Origin of the sequence: Streptococcus oralis, from assembly GCF_026782285.1 — a bacterium.
GTDB lineage: Bacteria > Bacillota > Bacilli > Lactobacillales > Streptococcaceae > Streptococcus > Streptococcus oralis_CG.
On the sequence record NZ_JAKUWG010000002.1, the window covers coordinates 79,438 to 97,082 of the forward strand.

Annotated in this window: 20 protein-coding genes; 1 reads left to right on the forward strand and 19 read right to left on the reverse strand. The window is 42.0% G+C overall.

Going from position 1 to position 17,645, the window contains the following annotated elements; genetic code table 11:
* Positions 1 to 39 precede the first annotated feature (39 nt).
* The gene (locus MK403_RS01490; RefSeq protein ID WP_268708735.1) at positions 40 to 1,122 is read left to right on the forward strand and encodes a M24 family metallopeptidase; all 1,083 of its coding nucleotides are present in this window, start codon (positions 40 to 42) and stop codon (positions 1,120 to 1,122) included.
* A gap of 102 nt (positions 1,123 to 1,224) precedes the next feature.
* Here MK403_RS01490 and MK403_RS01495 read toward each other — a convergent pair whose 3' ends face one another.
* The 19 genes from MK403_RS01495 to MK403_RS01585 form a co-directional block, all read right to left on the reverse strand.
* Complete coding sequence (locus MK403_RS01495) at positions 1,225 to 1,686, reverse strand: ECF transporter S component (RefSeq protein ID WP_261085890.1); 462 nt, start codon at positions 1,684 to 1,686, stop codon at positions 1,225 to 1,227.
* Positions 1,664 to 2,437 carry a bifunctional hydroxymethylpyrimidine kinase/phosphomethylpyrimidine kinase gene (locus MK403_RS01500; protein WP_268708736.1) on the reverse strand — a complete coding sequence of 258 codons (774 nt, stop codon included), beginning with the start codon at positions 2,435 to 2,437 and terminating at the stop codon, positions 1,664 to 1,666. The genes MK403_RS01495 and MK403_RS01500 overlap by 23 nt, the downstream gene beginning before the upstream one ends.
* Positions 2,427 to 3,176: a tRNA pseudouridine(38-40) synthase TruA gene (truA, locus tag MK403_RS01505; RefSeq protein WP_268708737.1), complete on the reverse strand. Its 750-nt coding sequence runs from the start codon at positions 3,174 to 3,176 to the stop codon at positions 2,427 to 2,429. The genes MK403_RS01500 and truA overlap by 11 nt, the downstream gene beginning before the upstream one ends.
* Before the next feature lie 96 nt (positions 3,177 to 3,272).
* The gene (locus MK403_RS01510) at positions 3,273 to 4,424 is read right to left on the reverse strand and encodes an MFS transporter (protein WP_000816259.1); all 1,152 of its coding nucleotides are present in this window, start codon (positions 4,422 to 4,424) and stop codon (positions 3,273 to 3,275) included.
* A 112-nt stretch (positions 4,425 to 4,536) separates the two neighbouring features.
* A complete protein-coding gene (locus MK403_RS01515; protein WP_000775204.1) occupies positions 4,537 to 5,160 on the reverse strand; it encodes a Pr6Pr family membrane protein in 624 nt (207 codons plus the stop codon).
* A 2-nt stretch (positions 5,161 to 5,162) separates the two neighbouring features.
* Complete coding sequence (locus tag MK403_RS01520; RefSeq protein ID WP_001061600.1) at positions 5,163 to 5,501, reverse strand: zinc ribbon domain-containing protein YjdM; 339 nt, start codon at positions 5,499 to 5,501, stop codon at positions 5,163 to 5,165.
* 209 nt (positions 5,502 to 5,710) lie between these two features.
* Positions 5,711 to 6,229 (reverse strand): Dps family protein, encoded by a 519-nt coding sequence (locus MK403_RS01525; protein ID WP_038804896.1) that lies wholly within the window; start codon positions 6,227 to 6,229, stop codon positions 5,711 to 5,713.
* Positions 6,230 to 6,377: 148 nt separating this feature from the next.
* Positions 6,378 to 8,159, reverse strand: a complete 1,782-nt coding sequence (locus tag MK403_RS01530; protein ID WP_268708738.1) for an ABC transporter ATP-binding protein — start codon at positions 8,157 to 8,159, stop codon at positions 6,378 to 6,380.
* 8 nt (positions 8,160 to 8,167) lie between these two features.
* On the reverse strand, positions 8,168 to 9,904 hold the full coding sequence (locus MK403_RS01535; RefSeq protein ID WP_268708739.1) for an ABC transporter ATP-binding protein: 1,737 nt from the start codon (positions 9,902 to 9,904) through the stop codon (positions 8,168 to 8,170).
* Positions 9,905 to 10,082: 178 nt separating this feature from the next.
* Entirely contained in the window at positions 10,083 to 10,841 is a 759-nt protein-coding gene (tpiA, locus tag MK403_RS01540; protein ID WP_268708740.1) for a triose-phosphate isomerase, read from the reverse strand.
* A 96-nt stretch (positions 10,842 to 10,937) separates the two neighbouring features.
* A complete protein-coding gene (locus tag MK403_RS01545; RefSeq protein WP_268708741.1) occupies positions 10,938 to 11,615 on the reverse strand; it encodes a DnaD domain-containing protein in 678 nt (225 codons plus the stop codon).
* Positions 11,616 to 11,623: 8 nt separating this feature from the next.
* Positions 11,624 to 12,568, reverse strand: coding sequence for a homoserine O-acetyltransferase MetA (gene metA, locus MK403_RS01550; RefSeq protein ID WP_268708742.1), 945 nt, complete (start codon positions 12,566 to 12,568; stop codon positions 11,624 to 11,626).
* A gap of 186 nt (positions 12,569 to 12,754) precedes the next feature.
* Complete coding sequence (locus MK403_RS01555; protein WP_001049316.1) at positions 12,755 to 13,267, reverse strand: adenine phosphoribosyltransferase; 513 nt, start codon at positions 13,265 to 13,267, stop codon at positions 12,755 to 12,757.
* 97 nt (positions 13,268 to 13,364) lie between these two features.
* Positions 13,365 to 13,802: a GNAT family N-acetyltransferase gene (locus MK403_RS01560; RefSeq protein ID WP_268708743.1), complete on the reverse strand. Its 438-nt coding sequence runs from the start codon at positions 13,800 to 13,802 to the stop codon at positions 13,365 to 13,367.
* 73 nt (positions 13,803 to 13,875) lie between these two features.
* Complete coding sequence (gene rplA, locus MK403_RS01565) at positions 13,876 to 14,565, reverse strand: 50S ribosomal protein L1 (RefSeq protein ID WP_001085675.1); 690 nt, start codon at positions 14,563 to 14,565, stop codon at positions 13,876 to 13,878.
* A 207-nt stretch (positions 14,566 to 14,772) separates the two neighbouring features.
* Positions 14,773 to 15,198 (reverse strand): 50S ribosomal protein L11, encoded by a 426-nt coding sequence (rplK, locus tag MK403_RS01570; RefSeq protein WP_001085808.1) that lies wholly within the window; start codon positions 15,196 to 15,198, stop codon positions 14,773 to 14,775.
* A 122-nt stretch (positions 15,199 to 15,320) separates the two neighbouring features.
* On the reverse strand, positions 15,321 to 16,037 hold the full coding sequence (gene ldcB, locus MK403_RS01575; RefSeq protein WP_268708744.1) for an LD-carboxypeptidase LdcB/DacB: 717 nt from the start codon (positions 16,035 to 16,037) through the stop codon (positions 15,321 to 15,323).
* 14 nt (positions 16,038 to 16,051) lie between these two features.
* A complete protein-coding gene (locus MK403_RS01580; protein WP_268708745.1) occupies positions 16,052 to 16,513 on the reverse strand; it encodes an HIT family protein in 462 nt (153 codons plus the stop codon).
* Between the two features lies 1 nt (position 16,514).
* Entirely contained in the window at positions 16,515 to 17,552 is a 1,038-nt protein-coding gene (locus MK403_RS01585) for a M42 family metallopeptidase (protein ID WP_268708746.1), read from the reverse strand.
* Positions 17,553 to 17,645: the final 93 nt, after the last annotated feature.

Genomic DNA, 17,645 nt, shown 5'->3' on the forward strand with positions numbered 1-17,645 from the left:
TTTTTTTGCCAAAATAGAGGGGTAGAAAGAAGGTAGCATATGTCTAAATTACAACAAATCGTAACATATCTTGAATCAGAAAAACTAGACGTCGCTGTCGTATCTGACCCCGTCACTATCAATTACCTCACTGGCTTTTACAGTGATCCTCATGAACGCCAAATGTTCCTCTTTATCCTAGCGGACCGGGAACCTCTCCTCTTTGTCCCAGCTCTCGAAGTAGAACGTGCAAGTAGCACCGTTTCCTTCCCAGTTGTGGGCTATGTGGATTCTGAAAATCCATGGCAAAAAATCAAAAACGCTTTGCCTCAGCACGACTTCAAACGTGTCGCTGTTGAGTTTGATAATCTCATCTTGACCAAATACCATGGCTTGAAAACAGTCTTTGAAACTGCTGAGTTTGAAAACCTCACTCCTCGCATCCAACGCATGCGCCTCATCAAATCAGCTGATGAAGTGCAAAAAATGATGGTCGCAGGTATCTATGCTGATAAGGCTGTTAAGGTTGGTTTTGACAATATTTCTCTTGATAAGACTGAGACAGATATCATTGCGCAAATCGACTTTGCCATGAAACGTGAAGGCTATGAAATGAGCTTTGATACCATGGTCTTGACTGGTGATAATGCCGCAAATCCGCACGGAATTCCTGGTGCAAACAAAGTTGAAAAGGACGCCCTTCTCCTCTTTGACCTCGGTGTTATGGTTAATGGCTACGCCTCAGATATGACTCGTACGGTCGCTGTCGGCAAACCAGACCAATTCAAAAAAGATATCTACAACTTGACCCTTGAAGCCCAACAAGCTGCTCTTGACTTTATCAAGCCAGGTGTGACTGCACATGAAGTGGATCGCGCTGCCCGTGAAGTCATCGAAAAAACTGGTTACGGTGAATACTTCAACCACCGTCTCGGTCATGGTATCGGTATGGATGTCCATGAATTCCCATCTATCATGGAAGGAAATGACATGGTCATCGAAGAAGGCATGTGCTTCTCTGTTGAACCAGGTATCTATATCCCTGGTAAAGTCGGTGTCCGTATCGAAGACTGCGGTGTCGTTACCAAGGATGGCTTTGACCTCTTTACAAGCACCAGCAAAGACTTGCTTTATTTTGATTAATATTCTTCGAAAATCTTCCCACAATAAAACGCATAATATCAAGGTTTTTCAACAACTGATATTATGCGTTTTTCTGATTTTTAGAACTTTTCTCCAGCCGCTTTACTTAATTTTCTTAATACTCTGACTAAGCACAAACCCTACAACCATTCCCACGATATTTTGCAGGAAGTTTGGTAGGATTTCTGGTAGGGCTGCTGCCCAGCCATTCATCAAAGTTGAACCCAAGGCGTAGCCTCCTACCATGACAATAGTTGCTAAGATAAGGCCTAGCCACTGAGATTTCCCTTTAAATCCTGCGAAAAATCCCTGCAAGCCATGGTTTACCAAGCTAAAGAACATCCACTGTGGATAGCCTGATAAGAGGTCAATCAAGAAACCTGCTAGTCCTCCAACGACAGCCCCTTCACGACTACCAAAGTAGAAGGCTGCAAAGAAGACACCCGCATCTAAGAGAGTTAGAATGCCTGTTGGTGTTGGGATTTTTAAGAAATAACCTAGAACCACAGAAAGGGCTGTCAAAAGAGATACAAGGGCGATTTTAGTTGTTTTGGTTTGCTTCATATTGTCTTACTCCATATTGATCTGCTTGTGCAATAGCACGGTAAACGAAAGCCTTAGAGCTCTCTACTGCTGGTAAAAGTTTATCACCTTTAACCAAGTGACTGGCAATGCTTGAGGCAAAGGTACAACCTGCACCAGCATTTTGGCCTTGGATAACGGGATTTTCTAGGACAGTGAAGGTTTGCCCATCATAAAAGACATCCACAGCCTTGTTCTGGCTAAGGCGATTGCCTCCCTTGATAATGACCGCTGGCGCTCCTAATTCATGCAATTTCTGCGCTGCAGCCTTCATATCTTCCAAGGTTTTAATCTCCTGACCAGCCAATAATTCTGCTTCAGGAAGATTTGGCGTAATCACACTGACATGAGGGAAAAAGCGAATCAACTCTTGGCAGAGTTCACTCACAGCCACGTCGTGCGTTTCCTTGCAGACCAAGACAGGGTCTAACACCACAGGTACTCCTGATCGTTGTTTGATAAAGTCCAAGGCTTTCTCAGCCACACTGACAGTAGGGAGAAGACCAATCTTAATCCCCGCAAACTCCACATCATGCAAGCTATTCAACTCATGTTGGAAAATAACGTCATCAGTTTGAAAGACTTCAAAACCCTTTTCTGTCACAGCCGTCAAACAAGTCACTGCTACAAAGCCATGCAAACCATTTAAGGTATAGGTGGCCAAATCAGCTGATAAACCACCACCACTAAAAATATCATTCCCAGAAAGGGCTAAAATGCGATTATTCTTCATAACGAATCTCCTTTAAATACAAGCCATTCGGTGCAGCCGTGGGACCTGCAAGTTGCCTGTCCTTCTTCTCCAAAATCAAGTCAATCTGCTCAACTGGCATGCGGTTGTTTCCGATTTTGAGCAGCGTCCCCACCATATTGCGAATCTGCTTATACAAGAAACCATTTCCTGAAAAGGTAAAGGTCAAAAACTGCCCTGTCTTATCGACTGTTAGACTTGCTTCTGTGATGGTGCGAACCTTGTCCTCTACACTGGTTCCAGACGCTGTAAAACCAGTGAAATCATGGGTTCCCTCTAGCTTTTTGATGGCCGCCTGCATCCGTTCTACATCGAGTGGATAAGGAAAGTGAGTAGCGTAGTGACGGCGCATAGGATTTTTGGGGCGCCCCCTATCCACGATAAACTCATAGGTCTTGCTATGTTTTGCATAACGGCAATGAAAATCATCCGCCACAATCTCAATCGAAATCACATCGATATCTTCTGGAGACTGGGTATCCAAAGCAAAACGGAGTTTTTCCTCATCCATCTGATAGGGCAGATCAAAATGAATAACCTGTCCCAGAGCATGGACCCCACTATCCGTCCTACCAGCACCATGAACAGTGATGGCTTGCCCTTTATTAAGTCTCGTTAAAGTTTTTTCGATTTCCTCCTGAACGCTCCGCGCATGGGGCTGACGCTGAAAGCCAGCAAAGGCATAGCCGTCATAGGAAATAATTGCTTTATATCTTGTCATAAGTCTTATTTTATCAAGAAATAATCCTGCAAACAAGTTCAAAGAAAGGAAATTGTCTGGGTACAGAAATAATAAAGAAAAAGCTAGGAATCATTCCTAAGCTCTCTTTTGAAGTGCGTACATAACAAAGATAGAAGTGACAATCAACCAACATCCTAAAATGGTGAAGACCAACATACCATTTTGAGTCACCAAGCCAATCGCCCCAAGAATGAAAGGTGTCGTAAAGGCTCCAAAGCTGCATCCTAGCACTGCAAAAGATGTTGCCTGATTAAGGAGCTTGGCTGGGATTCTTTCAGAAAGAAGCTGAAAGACAGTGGTCAAGGCCACACTGTAGGAAAAACCTGCCACAACACTTCCAACTACCATCACACCCAATGACGGAGACAAGGCAATCACAATCTGCCCCAATCCAAAGGTGATACCTGACCAAAGGAGCAATCTTTCTTTAAATAGAGAGATAAAGAAAGAAAAACTCACACCTGCCAAGATACCAATCAACTGCATAATACTTAAGACCAAGCTCGATAACTGGGCATCCCCTAGACCTCTTTCCACCATCAGACTAGGAATACGAATGGTGATAGCTGTGTTGGTGCAGACAACAACTGCTGCTTCGACAGCCAATAGAAAAATTAATCCTTTCATCTTTCCTGTCAAACGAGTCGTTTCGGTCTCTTTTTTCTTTGTTTCTTTCTTTTCTTTCCCATAAGGGACAAAGAGCAGATAAAGGATCAATACTAAAAATCCCGCACTGTAGGCCAAGAAGGTCACTGTCCATCCCAAGGATAAGAGTTGACCGACCACTAGAGTCAAAATCGACGCCCCGACAACTTCTGCTGATCCGCGAAGCCCCAACATCTGGATCCGTGTCTTTCCATGATAGCGTTCACTGATGATGGAAATGGCCTTGGCATTGATCATCCCAACACCCAAGCCAAATAAAATCCGCATCGCAAAGACAAAGTTGTACTCCTGATACCAGAAAGGGGCTGTCCCCCCGATAGAAAGGATGAGAAGACCTAGACTAATCTGAAGTCGCTCAGGAAATAACCGCTCCAAAAACCCATTTAAAACCAGCATAATCATGATTCCAAAAGAAGGAAGACTGACCAGGAGCTCGATTTGTTCTTTGGGGTAGCCTTGATAGTAGTCAAACATGGCTGGCAGAGCGCTTGAAATAGAAAAGGAGGTAATCAAAACGAGGGAGAGGGCCAAAATACTAGCCCGTTCTAAATATTGTTTCATGAATTTTCTTTCTGTATATTTCTCACTGTTGATCCTTTTAAAAGGAAGATGGCAAGAAAAGAAGGAGCCCGATTGAACTAGAGACTCCGTCCTAACTTTCCTAATAGGAAGACTATTTTCGCTTGATTTGCTTGATCAGATAGAAGATGAAGCCTGCAACCATATAGGCCGCAAAAATGATCAAACACCATTTGATAACCACGTCCCAACCCTTGTTCACATTTAAAAAGAAATAAGGGAAGGGATTGTCCTTGGAATTCGGAATATTGAGTTTTAAGACCAAGCCATTAAACAAGGCAAAAATCATATAAACCAAGGGCAAGATGGTCCACAAGACTGGATCCCAGATCTTGTATTGACCCCGTTTATCAAAGAAGAGGGTGTCGGCTAAAAACCAGAGTGGAACGATATAGTGGCAAAGGAAATTTTCCACACGGTAAAAGTCTGTCGCGATCGGAGCAAGCATAAAATGGTAAATCACACAGGTAATCATGATACTCATGGTAACGCCACCCTTGAGACGAAGCAAGGTCGGACTTTGCCAATTTTCACCTGAACGGCTCATCACACGGAGCAGATAACCCGTGAAAATCGTTACCAAAAGATTGGACAACACTGTGTAGTAAAGGAGCATACCAAAGCCACCGTGCTTGGTAATTTCTAAATAAACCCCTGTAAATGCCGCTAAGAACAAGAGGACACGACTATAAAAGATAAATTTGTAGTTCAGTTTCATGGCTAGATTTTCTTAACAAATTCTGATTTGAGTTTCATAGCTCCAAAACCATCAATCTTACAGTCGATGTTGTGGTCACCTTCTACAATACGGATATTTTTAACACGAGTTCCTTGTTTCAAATCCTTTGGCGCACCTTTTACTTTCAAGTCCTTGATTAAGGTTACAGTATCGCCGTCAGCCAATTTATTTCCATTGGCATCAATAGCAACAACACCTTCTTCTACTTCTGCAACTTCTGCAGGGTTCCATTCATAGGCACACTCTGGGCAGACCAAGAGACTTCCGTCTTCGTAGACATATTCTGAATTACATTTTGGGCAATTTGGTAAGTTGTTCATAAGTCCTCCTTAAACTAACAATTATTCTTTAAAATTCATATGTTATTGAACAGCAACTATTATACCGTAAAATCCTACTTTTGACAATGTGTCCTAAGTCCAGCAAACAAAAAAATCATGCAACTGTTTACAGTTACATGACTTTTAAAAGATGATTGGTCATGGGCACTTATCAGGTACCTCATGATAAAAGGGGTAGCAACTATATTTTACAAACCAGGAGCTTGTCCAAGTTCTGCTGCAAGCATCCAAACTGTTTTCTCAAGTTCAGCCTTAGCACCAACAAAGATATCGTTTGTAACATCATCGCCTTCTTCATCAGTCACATCCAAAGCTTTTTGGAAAAGAGCGATGAGGTAGCGATAAATCGCTAGAACACGTTCCAAGCTTTCTTCAACGTTACGGAATTCTCCTTCTTCTTCTTCGATTTCACTGTGTTGAAGGAACTCTGTCAAAGTTGAGTAAGGTTTTCCACCAAGGGTGATCAAACGTTCGCTGATTTCGTCAAGATAACCATCAAGGCTATCCATGTATTCATCCATTTTTGGATGCCATACCAAGAAGCCACGGCCACGCATATACCAGTGAACTTGGTGAAGGGCAATGTGAGCCACATACAAGTCCGCTACTGCTTGGTTCAATACTTCCTTTGTTTTTGCCAGTGCTACTGGCGCTGTTTTAGATAATGTTGTTACGTCTTTTAATGCATCTTTTTTCAATTCTACCATTTTTCTCACCTCATAATATTATTTTTGCAACCATATTTATTGATTACTATCTCAGTATACTACACCTAGTAGACAAAAGCAAGAAAATTAACCCATATTAAAAAAGTTGCAATAGACTGATAATTTAAGAAAATGAGCAGATATCTTTTTAGTTATTTTCAGTGTCTTTCCGAGAGAATTGGCTTTGATAAAGGTCATAATAAAATCCTTTTGCAGCCAAGAGGCTTTCATGATTTCCCTGTTCAATTATCTGCCCATCCTTAAGAACGAGAATCTTATCCGCTTCTTGAATGGTAGAGAGGCGGTGGGCGATGACAAAGCTGGTTCTTCCCTTCATCAAGCGTTTCATGGCTTTTTGAATCAAGAGTTCCAAACGGGTGTCAACAGAGGAAGTCGCTTCATCCAGAATGAGAATTTTAGGATTAGCTAAGAGAGCACGCGCGATGGTTAAGAGTTGTTTCTGCCCGAGGGAAATATTGCTCGACTCTTGGTTCATCTCCATGTTGTAACCACCAGGAAGCGTTCGGATAAAGTGGTCTACATTTGCCGCTTTGGCAGCTTCTATTATTTCCTCGTCACTGGCGTCAAGATTTCCAAAACGTAGGTTTTCTTTGATAGTACCTTCATAAAGCCAAGCATCCTGCAAGACCATCCCAAACTGACGGCGATAGTCTTGACGTGACAACTGGCGAATATCCTGCCCGTCAACCAAGATTGCGCCTGCTGTGACATCGTAAAAACGCATAAGCAGATTGATCAAGGTCGTTTTACCAGCTCCAGTAGGACCAACAATCGCCACCATCTCTCCCGGTTGAACTTCTAGATTAAAGTCTCGTATCAATGGTTTGTTTTCAACATACTGGAAGTCAACATGTTGGAAGGTCACCTGACCCGTTAAGGGTTCAAGGATTTCGAGTTCTTCTCCCTTGACTTCCTCTGTTTCATCCAAGATGTCGAAGATACGGTCTAGCGAAGACTTGGCACTCTGCATTTGACCCGCAAGTTGGGTGATGTTTTGGATAGGCTGGCTGACCTGCCAAACGTACTGAACAAAGGCCTGCATATTCCCCACTGTCAAACGACCCGCAATCACTTGCAAACCACCAAGAACCGCAACGATCAGATAGGTCAAGTCCGATACAGCATGAAGGGCTGGCATCATGAGCCCAGAGATAAAGCTTGCTTTAAAACCAACACGTTGGAGATCGTCTGTAATCTTAGAAAATTCTTTATGAGAAGTTTCCTCACGACCGTAGAGTTTCAAGACATTAAAACCTGTAAGATTTTCCTGCACATAGCCATTCATCCGTCCTAAAATAGCTGCCTGTTCTTTAAAATAAGGCTGAGAACGTTTCAGGATACTTCTAGCACCAAAATAGGTCAGTGGAATGGATAGAATCACCACTATAGCCAGTTGGAAGTTCAAGTATAAAACCATTCCCATGACGAGGACAATCGTCAGAACAGCATTGACAATTTGGAGGAAAGACTGTTGAAGAGCGTTGGACACTGTCTCAACGTCACTGGTAAAGCGCCCCAATAAATCGCCAAATTGGTGTTTGTCAAAGAAAGATACTGGGATACGATTGATTTTCTCGGTCATTTCATTTCGCAGATCCTGAGTCATAGACTGGACCGCATTGGTCATGAAATAGTTGGAATAATAAGACCCAAGTTCATACAAGAGTCCTCTAAAGAGGTAAATGATTAAAAAAGTTCCGATGTAGGCTGTATTGATGCTAGCACCTGAAAGGCCCTTAGCCATATCTAAGAGATTCTTTGTCAACTCCGTAATGGCCAGCCCCAAGACAAAAGGCTCCAAGACACTCATGACCACACTCAAAACTTTTAGAAAGACTGCAAAAAAGACAGAAAAACGGTAGGCTTTCAAATAGCTCCACAAACGAGCCAAACTAGATTGTGTTTTCATATTTCCTCCTATTCTTCTGTTAGAGATGCATTTTTCAACTGCGACTCAGCAATCTCACGATAGATATCATTGGTTTCCATTAATTCCTCATGGCGACCGCGACCCACGATCTCTCCCTTATCAAGAACGATGATCTGGTCAGCATCCATGATGGTTCCGACACGTTGAGCAACAATTAAAACCGTTGCATTCTGTGTGACTTCCTTGAGACGACGACGTAAAATAGCATCCGTACGATAATCCAAGGCTGAGAAAGAATCGTCAAAAATATAGATATCAGGATTCTTTATAACCGCTCGGGCAATTGATAGACGTTGTTTCTGTCCTCCAGAAAGATTGCTTCCGCCTTCAGCTAGATGAGTCGCAAAGCCTTCTTCTCGGCTTTCAATAAAATCTTTGGCTTGCGCAACGTCCGCTGCCTGATGTAGGTCTTTGTGACTAGCATCTTCCTTCCCATAGCGGATATTTTCAGCGATAGTTCCTGTAAAGAGCAAGGCCTTCTGCGGGATAAAACCAATCTTTTGACGGAGAGACTTGAGGCGGTAATCCCTCACATCAACACCATCAACCTTGATTTTACCAAGCGTGACATCGTAAAAACGAGGAATCAATTGCACAAGAGAGGACTTTCCAGATCCGGTCGATCCGATAAAGGCAATGGTTTCACCTGGTTTAGCACTGAAAGAAATATTATGCAAAACAGGATTTTCCGTCTCGCCAGGATAGGCAAAAGTGACATTTTCAAATTCCAAATAGCCGTGGGTTGCTGTCTCTCTGACGCCTCCTTCATTTGGATCAATAGAAATCGGCATATCCATGACTTCTTTCAAACGTTCACTCGAAACGGCTGTACGAGGGTACATGGTGAAGAGATTGGATAGGAAAAGGAAGGACAAGAGAGCGTGGAAACTATATTCGATAAAGGCTACCAGGTCCCCAATTTGCAGAGAACCTTGTTTGATAGGATCCAGAGCGAACCAGACAATAGCCACAATCATGGCAATGATAATCTGAACAAACAAGGGTTCTGTCAAGCCAGTTAGTTTAAACAGACGATTGGAATTAGCTGCATAGACTGTATTTTGTCCTGCAAAGCGTTCCTCTTGAAACTCCTCACGGGCAAAGGCACGAATGACACGAAGCCCCATCAGATTTTCACGAGCGTATTGATTGATTTTGTCCAAAGTTTTCTGCTGTTTCTCTGATAAAGGACGAGTTTTAACAGCAACATAAATGACCACCACAGCCAAGAAAGGTATTGCAAAAGCCACTATCCAAGCTAATGACGGGCTGGTCAAAAAGATCATTAAAATACTAGACAGCATCATCATGGGAGTGATGACACCCAGTTTTAAGGTCTGTTCTGCAAATTGCATGAGAACAAAGGCATCACTGGTAATACGAGTAACCAGTGAAGATACTCCAATCTTTTCATATTCATGATGAGAATACTCTTGTAATTTGGCATAGAGATCATCCCTCATATCCTTAACCATATTGGTCGTCAGCTTACTAGCAGCATAGGCTAAGACTATACGCCCCAAGGTTCCACATAGGATAATCACCAGCATGATTGCCGCCCAAACATACAATTGATGTTCATTCCCTTTATTCACACCTTCATCAATCATCCGAGCCAGAACAGTTGGCAATCCAAGATTGACGATAACAAAGAAAACCGCTCCAAAGAAATCCAAGAATAACCACTTGGGATATCTTTTCAAATAAGACCAAATATAGAGCATAACTCCCCCTTTCATAACCTTTTGATACAGAAAAGAGCGCGCATCCGCACGCCTTTCCTTCCCTAAGGAACTTCCCTAGTCGGAAAAATTCCTCTTTCACAAGAATACTCCAAGTAAAAACAAGACAGGCAGTCAAAGTTACCTGATACTTTTGACTGTCTGTCTGGAAAAAACTAGATTATTTTACAAAGTCAAGCAATGCCAAGAAGCTTTCAGCTTCAAGTGACGCACCACCAACAAGGGCACCGTCAACGTCTGGGCAAGCCATGTATGAAGCAACGTTCTCAGGTTTAACTGAACCACCGTATTGAACACGAACTTTGTCCGCAACTTCTTGACCGAAGTCTGCAGCTACAACGTCACGAACAACTTTACACATTTTTTGTGCATCGTCTTGTGAAGCTGATTTACCAGTACCGATAGCCCAGATTGGCTCATAAGCGATAACTGATGCAGCAACTTGCTCAGCTGTCAATCCAGCCAATGCAGCAGATACTTGAGCACCTACGAATTCAGCAGCTTTACCAGCTTCGTAAGTTTCAAGTGACTCACCACAACAGATGATTGGAAGCATACCGTTTGCAAAGATTGCTTTAGCTTTTTTGTTGATATCTTCGTCAGTTTCATGGAAGTAGTCACGGCGTTCTGAGTGACCGATAACAACGTAGTCAGTACCGATTTCTTTCAAAACTTGTGGGCTTGTTTCACCAGTGAAAGCACCTGCATTTTCAAAGTAGCAGTTTTGAGCAGCAACTTTAAGGCTTGAACCTTTAGCAGCAGCAAGAACAGCTGTCAAATCAAGAGCTGGAGCTGCGATACCTGCTTCAACAAGATCTGATGAAGGAAGTTTTGAGGCAACGGCTTCAACGAATGCTTTTGCTTCTTCTGGATTTTTGTTCATTTTCCAGTTACCAGCGATAAATGGTTTACGTGACATTTCACATACCTCTTTTTTCATTTTATTTTCTATTATTTTATCATATTTATAAGGAGCTTGCAAATCTTACTCTAATTTACAAGATTTTTCAATCGGCTACTCTTGCCACAAATTCATGGCATCAAGGAAATCAGCCGAAGCCTGAACTTGTTTAGGATTGTTTGCTTCTCTCTCAGCTCGTTTGGCCTCCACCTGAGCCACAGACTGGATACCTTCATGACGCCAATTCCGAAGGATGGCCTGAATATATTTCCAGTTTGGCTTGCCATTTAGAACAGCCTCTCGAAGAGCTTCTTTGATCAAATCCGCCTTGATACCATCTTCTTTGACAGTCTTGGAAAGATCTTCGATTTCAAACGGCGTTAGCAAGCGTCCCAATTCCTGCTGGAAGGTTTCCACCAAATCCTTCAATTGATTTTGTGGATTTGGGGTAGTTGCAGCTGGAGTCTGACTGTCCAACAAATTATCCAAGCGTTCAAAGGCTAAACTAGCATCAAAAATCAGCTCAATTTCCCCATTTAGTTCAATCGTTCGATATTGTAGTAGCCCATTTTCAGTCAAGTTTGAAATGGATTGGTTGACATCTGCAAGTTCTTTTCCAATAGTTTCTGCAATTTGGCTTGGCGATAGCTCATCCAAAGCAGATGTATTTTGTAGATAGAAAAATTGCCAGACGAGAAAATCATCACTAGAAGGAAAGAGTTCCTTAAAATGCAAGAGCAGGGCACTTGGCAAAACCAAGTTCCCTGATTTGAAAGCGTCGAAATATGTCATAATTCCTCTTATAAATATCCAAATGCAGCCGCATCATCCTCTACCTTTCTCCAGTCAAAAGGGGTTTCTTGATAAACTGCATAGTTAACCCAGTTATTGAAAAAGAGAGCAGCTGATGAAGACCAACAGAGACACGGTGTCTCATTCACATCATCATTTTTGAAGTAATTTTCTGGAATGTGAGGATTAAGTCCTGCCTCACAATCACGAAAATACTCTTTTGCTAGAGTATCACGGTCATATTCTAAATGACCAAAACTATAAATTTCACGAAGATCCCGACTGGCTAAAATAGAAACTCCGACTTGTTCTCCCTCAGAGAGGATTTCCAGATTGGTTTTTCCTAAAATCTCTTCCTTATAGATTTCTGTATGACGAGAATGGGGAGCCACATAGCTATCATCAAAACCTCTAAAGAGAAGATGGCCCTCTTTCAAGGTATCCTGCGGGTAAATACCTGATAGTTTCCGATCCATCTGGTGCTTTTCAACTCCATAGCGAGCATAAAGACCTGCTTGTGCTCCCCAACAGATGTGCAGGGTTGAAAAAACATGCGTCTTGGACCATTCGATGACCTGCTTGAATTCCTCCCAGTAATCTACCTCTTCAAAAGGCAAATGCTCCACTGGTGCTCCTGTGATAATCATTCCATCAAAAAAGTCATCCTTGACCTCTCGAAAGGTCTTATAGAAGGTTTCCATATGTTCGGCACGAGTTGTCTTTGAACGATGCGTCTCCATATACAAGAAATCAATATCTAACTGTAGGGGCGTATTGGCCAAATGCCGTAAGAGCTGCGTTTCTGTCACAATCTTTTGAGGCATAAGATTTAGAATCAAAATCTTCAAAGGTCGAATATCTTGGTGTGCAGCTCGTTGATCGTCCATAACAAAGATATTTTCTGTCCTTAGAATCTCCACAGCTGGTAATTTTTTATCAATTCGAATCGGCATAATACCCTCCTAACAGTTCTCTATTTCGGGAATGATGTTGTCTGTTTGAAAGTAAAAACCTCCAAATACTTCTTCCCTTTATTATACTGTATGAAGATATAGTTTTCAATTATAGTTTTTCTCTAACTAGCTATAGTTTGTTTATATAGCAGATGAAGAGAAAACAGCCCCAAGGACTGTTTTTCATTAATAATGCATAAGTACCTTGTAATCGTAATCTCCGATTTTTTCACGGCCTTTAAGCTCATCTAGTTCAATCAAGAAAGCACAACCTGCTACAACTCCACCGAGTCTTTCGATCATTTCAATGGTCGCTTTAACTGTTCCACCTGTCGCCAAGAGGTCATCTACGATGAGAACGCGTTGACCTGGTTTGATCGCATCAGCATGCATGGTCAAGGTATCAATACCATATTCTTTTTCATAGTCAGCAGAAATCACTTCACGTGGCAATTTCCCTGGTTTACGAACAGGAGCAAATCCAATCCCCAACTCAAAGGCAACAGGACAGCCGACAATAAATCCACGAGCTTCTGGTCCCACAATCATGTCGATCTTCTTGTCTGTTGCATACTGAACGATTTCACGAACAGCATAGCTATAAGCATTACCATCTGCCATCAAAGGGCTGATATCACGGAAGGTAATACCTTCCTTAGGATAATTTTCAATCGTTGCGATATAATCTTTTAAATTCATCTTTTTCTTTCTTTCAAAGTTTTTACTCTCTATTATACCATATTTTCTGTGAAAGAAGAAATAGAAGATTTCGTCTTGCTGATTTAAGATTCAAACTTTAATCCAACCACTGAATATAGGCTGTTTTATCTTCACTATTATAATCAGCTCCTTTATAAAAATTCTGAGTACTTGCATTTTTAGAACCTGTCAGAAGCATCATCTTATAACAATTTTCCTCTTTAGCTATTTGTTTAGCATATTCAAGACAGGAACTTGCATACCCTTTCCCTCTATCTTCTTCTCGGGTCACCACATTTTCTATCAAAGCATAGGGTCTCACACCTCTTGTCAAGTTGGGAATGATGACACAAATACAGGAGGAGACTATTCTTCCTTCCACTTCCTTCACGATAACATGATGGCGCTGGTCAGAAATCATCTCACTCCATACTTGCTGCAAATGAAGACTATCTTCTGGGATTTCTTTCTCATGTAAGGACAGGTAGAGATTTAATAACTCAAATAAATCCTCCTGTACAGCTTCTCTCAACAATTTTATTTCCTCCAATCCTTTGTTGTTAGATTTGAATAAAAAAACTCTGACCGAAGCCAGAGATTTTAGTTGATTAAAGTGAGTTCACGTCAACCTTGATACCAACACCTTGAGTAGTTGTGATAGTCAAGTTTGTTACGTAAGTTCCTTTAGCTGTAGCTGGTTTTGCTTTTTGGATTGTTTCGTTGAAAGCTTTAAAGTTTTCAACCAATTTTTCAGCTTCAAATGATACTTTACCGATGATCGCTTGAACGTTACCTGCACGGTCAGCACGGTAAGTGATTTTACCACCTTTAGACTCTTCAACTGCTTTAGCAACATCCATTGTTACAGTACCAGTTTTAGGGTTTGGCATCAAGTTACGTGGTCCAAGGACACGTCCTAGACGTCCAACAAGAGCCATCATGTCAGGTGTAGCGATAACTACGTCGAAGTCCAACCAACCGTCGTTGATTTTTGCAACAAGGTCATCTTCACCAACAAAGTCTGCACCAGCAGCTTTTGCTTCTTCAGCCTTTGCACCACGTGCGAAAACAAGAACGCGTGAAGTTTTACCAGTACCGTTTGGCAATACCATTGCGCCACGGATTTGTTGGTCAGCTTTTTTTACGTCGATGTTCAAGTTGTAAGCAACTTCTACAGTTGCGTCAAATTTTGCAAAGTTAGTTTCTTTTGCAAGTGCTACAGCTTCTTCTACACTGTATGCTTTTGTGCTGTCGATTTTCTCAAGAGCAGCACGAAGTTGTTTGCTTTTTTTAGCCATTTTCTATTCTCCTTGTAAGTGGTTCAATCGATTTTCATCTCCCACGTCACTCCTCGAAATGATGAAGTCTTGCGGGTTTTCAGTCTATTATTTTCCTTTTCCTACTTCGTTAAGTTCCTTTGCTGTACCTAAGTACAAGCCTCAGTCACTTGCCTAGTATGAAAAGCAACTAATAGACTGCTGTGAGATTTTCTACTGTGTTATTGATTAGTCAACAACAGTGAATCCCATAGAACGAGCAGTACCTTCGATCATACGCATTGCAGACTCAATGTTTGCTGCGTTCAAATCTGGCATCTTAGTTTCTGCAATTTCTTGTACTTGTGCACGAGTAACTGTAGCAACTTTAGTTTTGTTAGGTGTACCTGATCCTTTTTCAACACCTGCAGCTTTTTTCAAAAGAACAGCAGCTGGTGGTGTTTTTGTAACGAAAGTAAATGATTTGTCTTCGTATACTGAGATAACAACTGGAATGATCATACCAGCTTGGTCAGCTGTACGAGCGTTGAACTCTTTTGTGAATCCCATGATGTTGATACCAGCTTGACCAAGAGCAGGTCCAACTGGTGGAGCTGGTGTAGCTTTACCCGCAGGGATTTGCAATTTTACAAGTTTTTCGACTTTTTTAGCCATTTTTAAATCCTCCTTTGTGGTTTTGGCGGTAATTAGAGATTTTTACCTCCCACAAGTATGCTTTACACATACCCATCTATTATACACTATTTATCTAAAAATGCAAGAGAAAAATTACTTTTTTAATCGACATAATCTCCGCCTTCAAAGCCATAGTATTCTTCCAAACTAAGGCCACTTGCAGCAATTTCTTTGGCTTCTTTTCCAACGTAGCGAAGATGCCATTCTTCCGCCATGTAGCCAGTCTCTTTTTCCTTGCCTTTGAGATAGCGAACAACAAAGCCATAGTCAGCCGCATGATCCAAGAGCCACTGGGCTGCCTTTTCTTCAGTAACTAAATCACCATCTGTCCCGATAAGGTCAAAAGCAAGGCCTGTCTGGTGTTCACTGTATCCAGGACGAGCTGAGTAGCGATCTGCCGCTTCCTTCCCGTCTTGATTCACATAGTCTTGATAAAGCTTGGTTTGAGTTTCATAACTTCTAAAACCACTGTAATGATCGCTGATTGGGTAGCCAGCTGCTTGCATTGCTGCAATGAGTTTCAGCAACTCTGCTTTAGCTGTTGGATTTTCTCCTGGATTGTAGTCTTTTGACAAAGGATAGTGCTTATTGGCTACGACGATTTCATCATATTTCCCTTGGATACTATAGTGGTCTCCCTTATTCACAACTTCTGCTTTTTTCTGACTAGAAGCTTGGGATTTACTTCCTACAGTTCCCTCAGGTTGACTAGTTTGTTCCGTTTTTTGAGTGTTTTCTTCATTTTTAGGTTTTTCTTGAGAACATGCTGCTAGGGTTACTGCCAGCAAACCAGATAAAACAATGTATCTTTTTTTCATTTTTTCTTCCTCTCTTAGGCCAAGTGCTTCTCCAATTCATCGGATAAGGCTTTAATCATTTGTTCCAACTCACGGGATTTCACTTGGTAAGCTTCTGCTGCCATTTCTTCCCAGGGCACCCACCAGACTGGACCACGACCATTAAGCCCATGACCCTTCATATCACCTGATCGTCTTGGAAAGAGGTGCCAGTGAGCGTGGGCATCTCCATTTCCTAGAAGTTCGATGTTCATCTTTTCAGCTTTAAACGTTTTGGCGACTGCTTCTTGGACCAAACTCATTTCCTCTAGAAAACGAAGTTTTACAGAAGTCTCCATATGATGGAGTTCTGTGACATGCTCTTTTGCTAGAAATAAGGTATAGCCCTTAAAATACTGGTGGTCTCCAATAACAACATAGCCTGTTTCTAGTTCTTTTACAAAGTAGGGATTTTCCCCTGCCTTGATCCATTCAATTCTTTGACAAATTAAGCACATATTAGTCCACCAACTCACTTCTAAGATAGGCGTCGACCATACGCTCAGTTGCCACGACCGAATCAATGTGTGTTCGTTCGTAAGAGTGACTGGACTCAATACCAGCTCCAAGGAGGGCGTGTTTGACCTCTGCTCCTGCAGACATGGCCGCTGAAGCGTCAGAACCATAAAATGGATAGATATCCAATTTAAATGGAATATCTTGCTCCTTCGCCAAAGCTACCAAGTGTTGACGGAAGTCATAGTGATAAGGACCTGAAGCGTCCTTGACACAGATAGACACTGTATATTCATCCGTCTGCTGGTCATCGCCCATAGCTCCCATATCTACAGCCAGATATTCCACTACCTGAGCAGGAATATTGGAGTTAGCACCATGGCCAACCTCTTCAAAGACTGAAAAAGCAAAATGAGTCGTCATCGGCAAGTTAATTCCTTCTTCTTTATAAACTCGAAGAAGATTGAGCAAAATTGCTGCGCTGACCTTGTCATCCAAATGACGGGACTTGATAAAACCAGTCTCTGTCACAACAGTTCGCGGGTCAAAGCTGATAAAATCACCGACCTCGATGCCCAAGGCGCGGGTTTCTTTTTCATTGGTCACTTTTGCATCCAAACGCACTTCCATATTGTCCTGAGTGCGTTCAGCAGTTCCTGCATCCTTGTAGACATGGCAAGAAGTCTGGTGGATGAGGATGGTTCCAGATACCTTTTTACCTGTGCTAGCCACATGAACCGTACAGTTTTCTCCTTCAATCATGTTCCAAGGAAAACCACCGATACGGTCCAATTTGAGACGGCCATCTGGTTTGACAGCACGGACAATAGCACCCAGCGTATCCACATGGGCAGTCACATAGCGCTGTTGGTCATCATTTTGACCTTTAATAGTAACATTAACACCACCCTTGGCTGTACGAACTGGCTGGTAGCCAAGTTTCTCTAAAGTATGGACTAGATAGTCTGAAATCTCACGAGTAAAACCCGTCGGAGATGCAATAGCGGTTAATTCTTTGATATAGTTTACAGTTTGATTCATTTCTTCACCTCTTTTGCTACCTATTATAGCACATTTCAGTAGAGAGGAAAAAAGAAAAATCACTCCTGTAGAGTTGACTTACAAAAGTGATTT

Excerpts from the sequence above, each read along its gene's own strand:
- rplK (WP_001085808.1), bottom strand. The coding sequence starts at position 15,198 with ATGGCTAAAAAAGTCGAAAAACTTGTAAAATTGCAAATCCCTGCGGGT.
- MK403_RS01535 (WP_268708739.1), bottom strand. The coding sequence starts at position 9,904 with ATGCTCTATATTTGGTCTTATTTGAAAAGATATCCCAAGTGGTTATTC.
- metA (WP_268708742.1), bottom strand. The coding sequence starts at position 12,568 with ATGCCGATTCGAATTGATAAAAAATTACCAGCTGTGGAGATTCTAAGG.
- MK403_RS01525 (WP_038804896.1), bottom strand. The coding sequence starts at position 6,229 with ATGGTAGAATTGAAAAAAGATGCATTAAAAGACGTAACAACATTATCT.
- tpiA (WP_268708740.1), bottom strand. The coding sequence starts at position 10,841 with ATGTCACGTAAACCATTTATCGCTGGTAACTGGAAAATGAACAAAAAT.
- MK403_RS01580 (WP_268708745.1), bottom strand. The coding sequence starts at position 16,513 with ATGTGCTTAATTTGTCAAAGAATTGAATGGATCAAGGCAGGGGAAAAT.
- MK403_RS01495 (WP_261085890.1), bottom strand. The coding sequence starts at position 1,686 with ATGAAGCAAACCAAAACAACTAAAATCGCCCTTGTATCTCTTTTGACA.
- rplA (WP_001085675.1), bottom strand. The coding sequence starts at position 14,565 with ATGGCTAAAAAAAGCAAACAACTTCGTGCTGCTCTTGAGAAAATCGAC.
- MK403_RS01510 (WP_000816259.1), bottom strand. The coding sequence starts at position 4,424 with ATGAAACAATATTTAGAACGGGCTAGTATTTTGGCCCTCTCCCTCGTT.
- MK403_RS01530 (WP_268708738.1), bottom strand. The coding sequence starts at position 8,159 with ATGAAAACACAATCTAGTTTGGCTCGTTTGTGGAGCTATTTGAAAGCC.
- MK403_RS01490 (WP_268708735.1), top strand. The coding sequence starts at position 40 with ATGTCTAAATTACAACAAATCGTAACATATCTTGAATCAGAAAAACTA.
- ldcB (WP_268708744.1), bottom strand. The coding sequence starts at position 16,037 with ATGAAAAAAAGATACATTGTTTTATCTGGTTTGCTGGCAGTAACCCTA.
- MK403_RS01555 (WP_001049316.1), bottom strand. The coding sequence starts at position 13,267 with ATGAATTTAAAAGATTATATCGCAACGATTGAAAATTATCCTAAGGAA.
- MK403_RS01500 (WP_268708736.1), bottom strand. The coding sequence starts at position 2,437 with ATGAAGAATAATCGCATTTTAGCCCTTTCTGGGAATGATATTTTTAGT.
- MK403_RS01585 (WP_268708746.1), bottom strand. The coding sequence starts at position 17,552 with ATGAATCAAACTGTAAACTATATCAAAGAATTAACCGCTATTGCATCT.
- MK403_RS01515 (WP_000775204.1), bottom strand. The coding sequence starts at position 5,160 with ATGAAACTGAACTACAAATTTATCTTTTATAGTCGTGTCCTCTTGTTC.
- truA (WP_268708737.1), bottom strand. The coding sequence starts at position 3,176 with ATGACAAGATATAAAGCAATTATTTCCTATGACGGCTATGCCTTTGCT.
- MK403_RS01520 (WP_001061600.1), bottom strand. The coding sequence starts at position 5,501 with ATGAACAACTTACCAAATTGCCCAAAATGTAATTCAGAATATGTCTAC.
- MK403_RS01545 (WP_268708741.1), bottom strand. The coding sequence starts at position 11,615 with ATGACATATTTCGACGCTTTCAAATCAGGGAACTTGGTTTTGCCAAGT.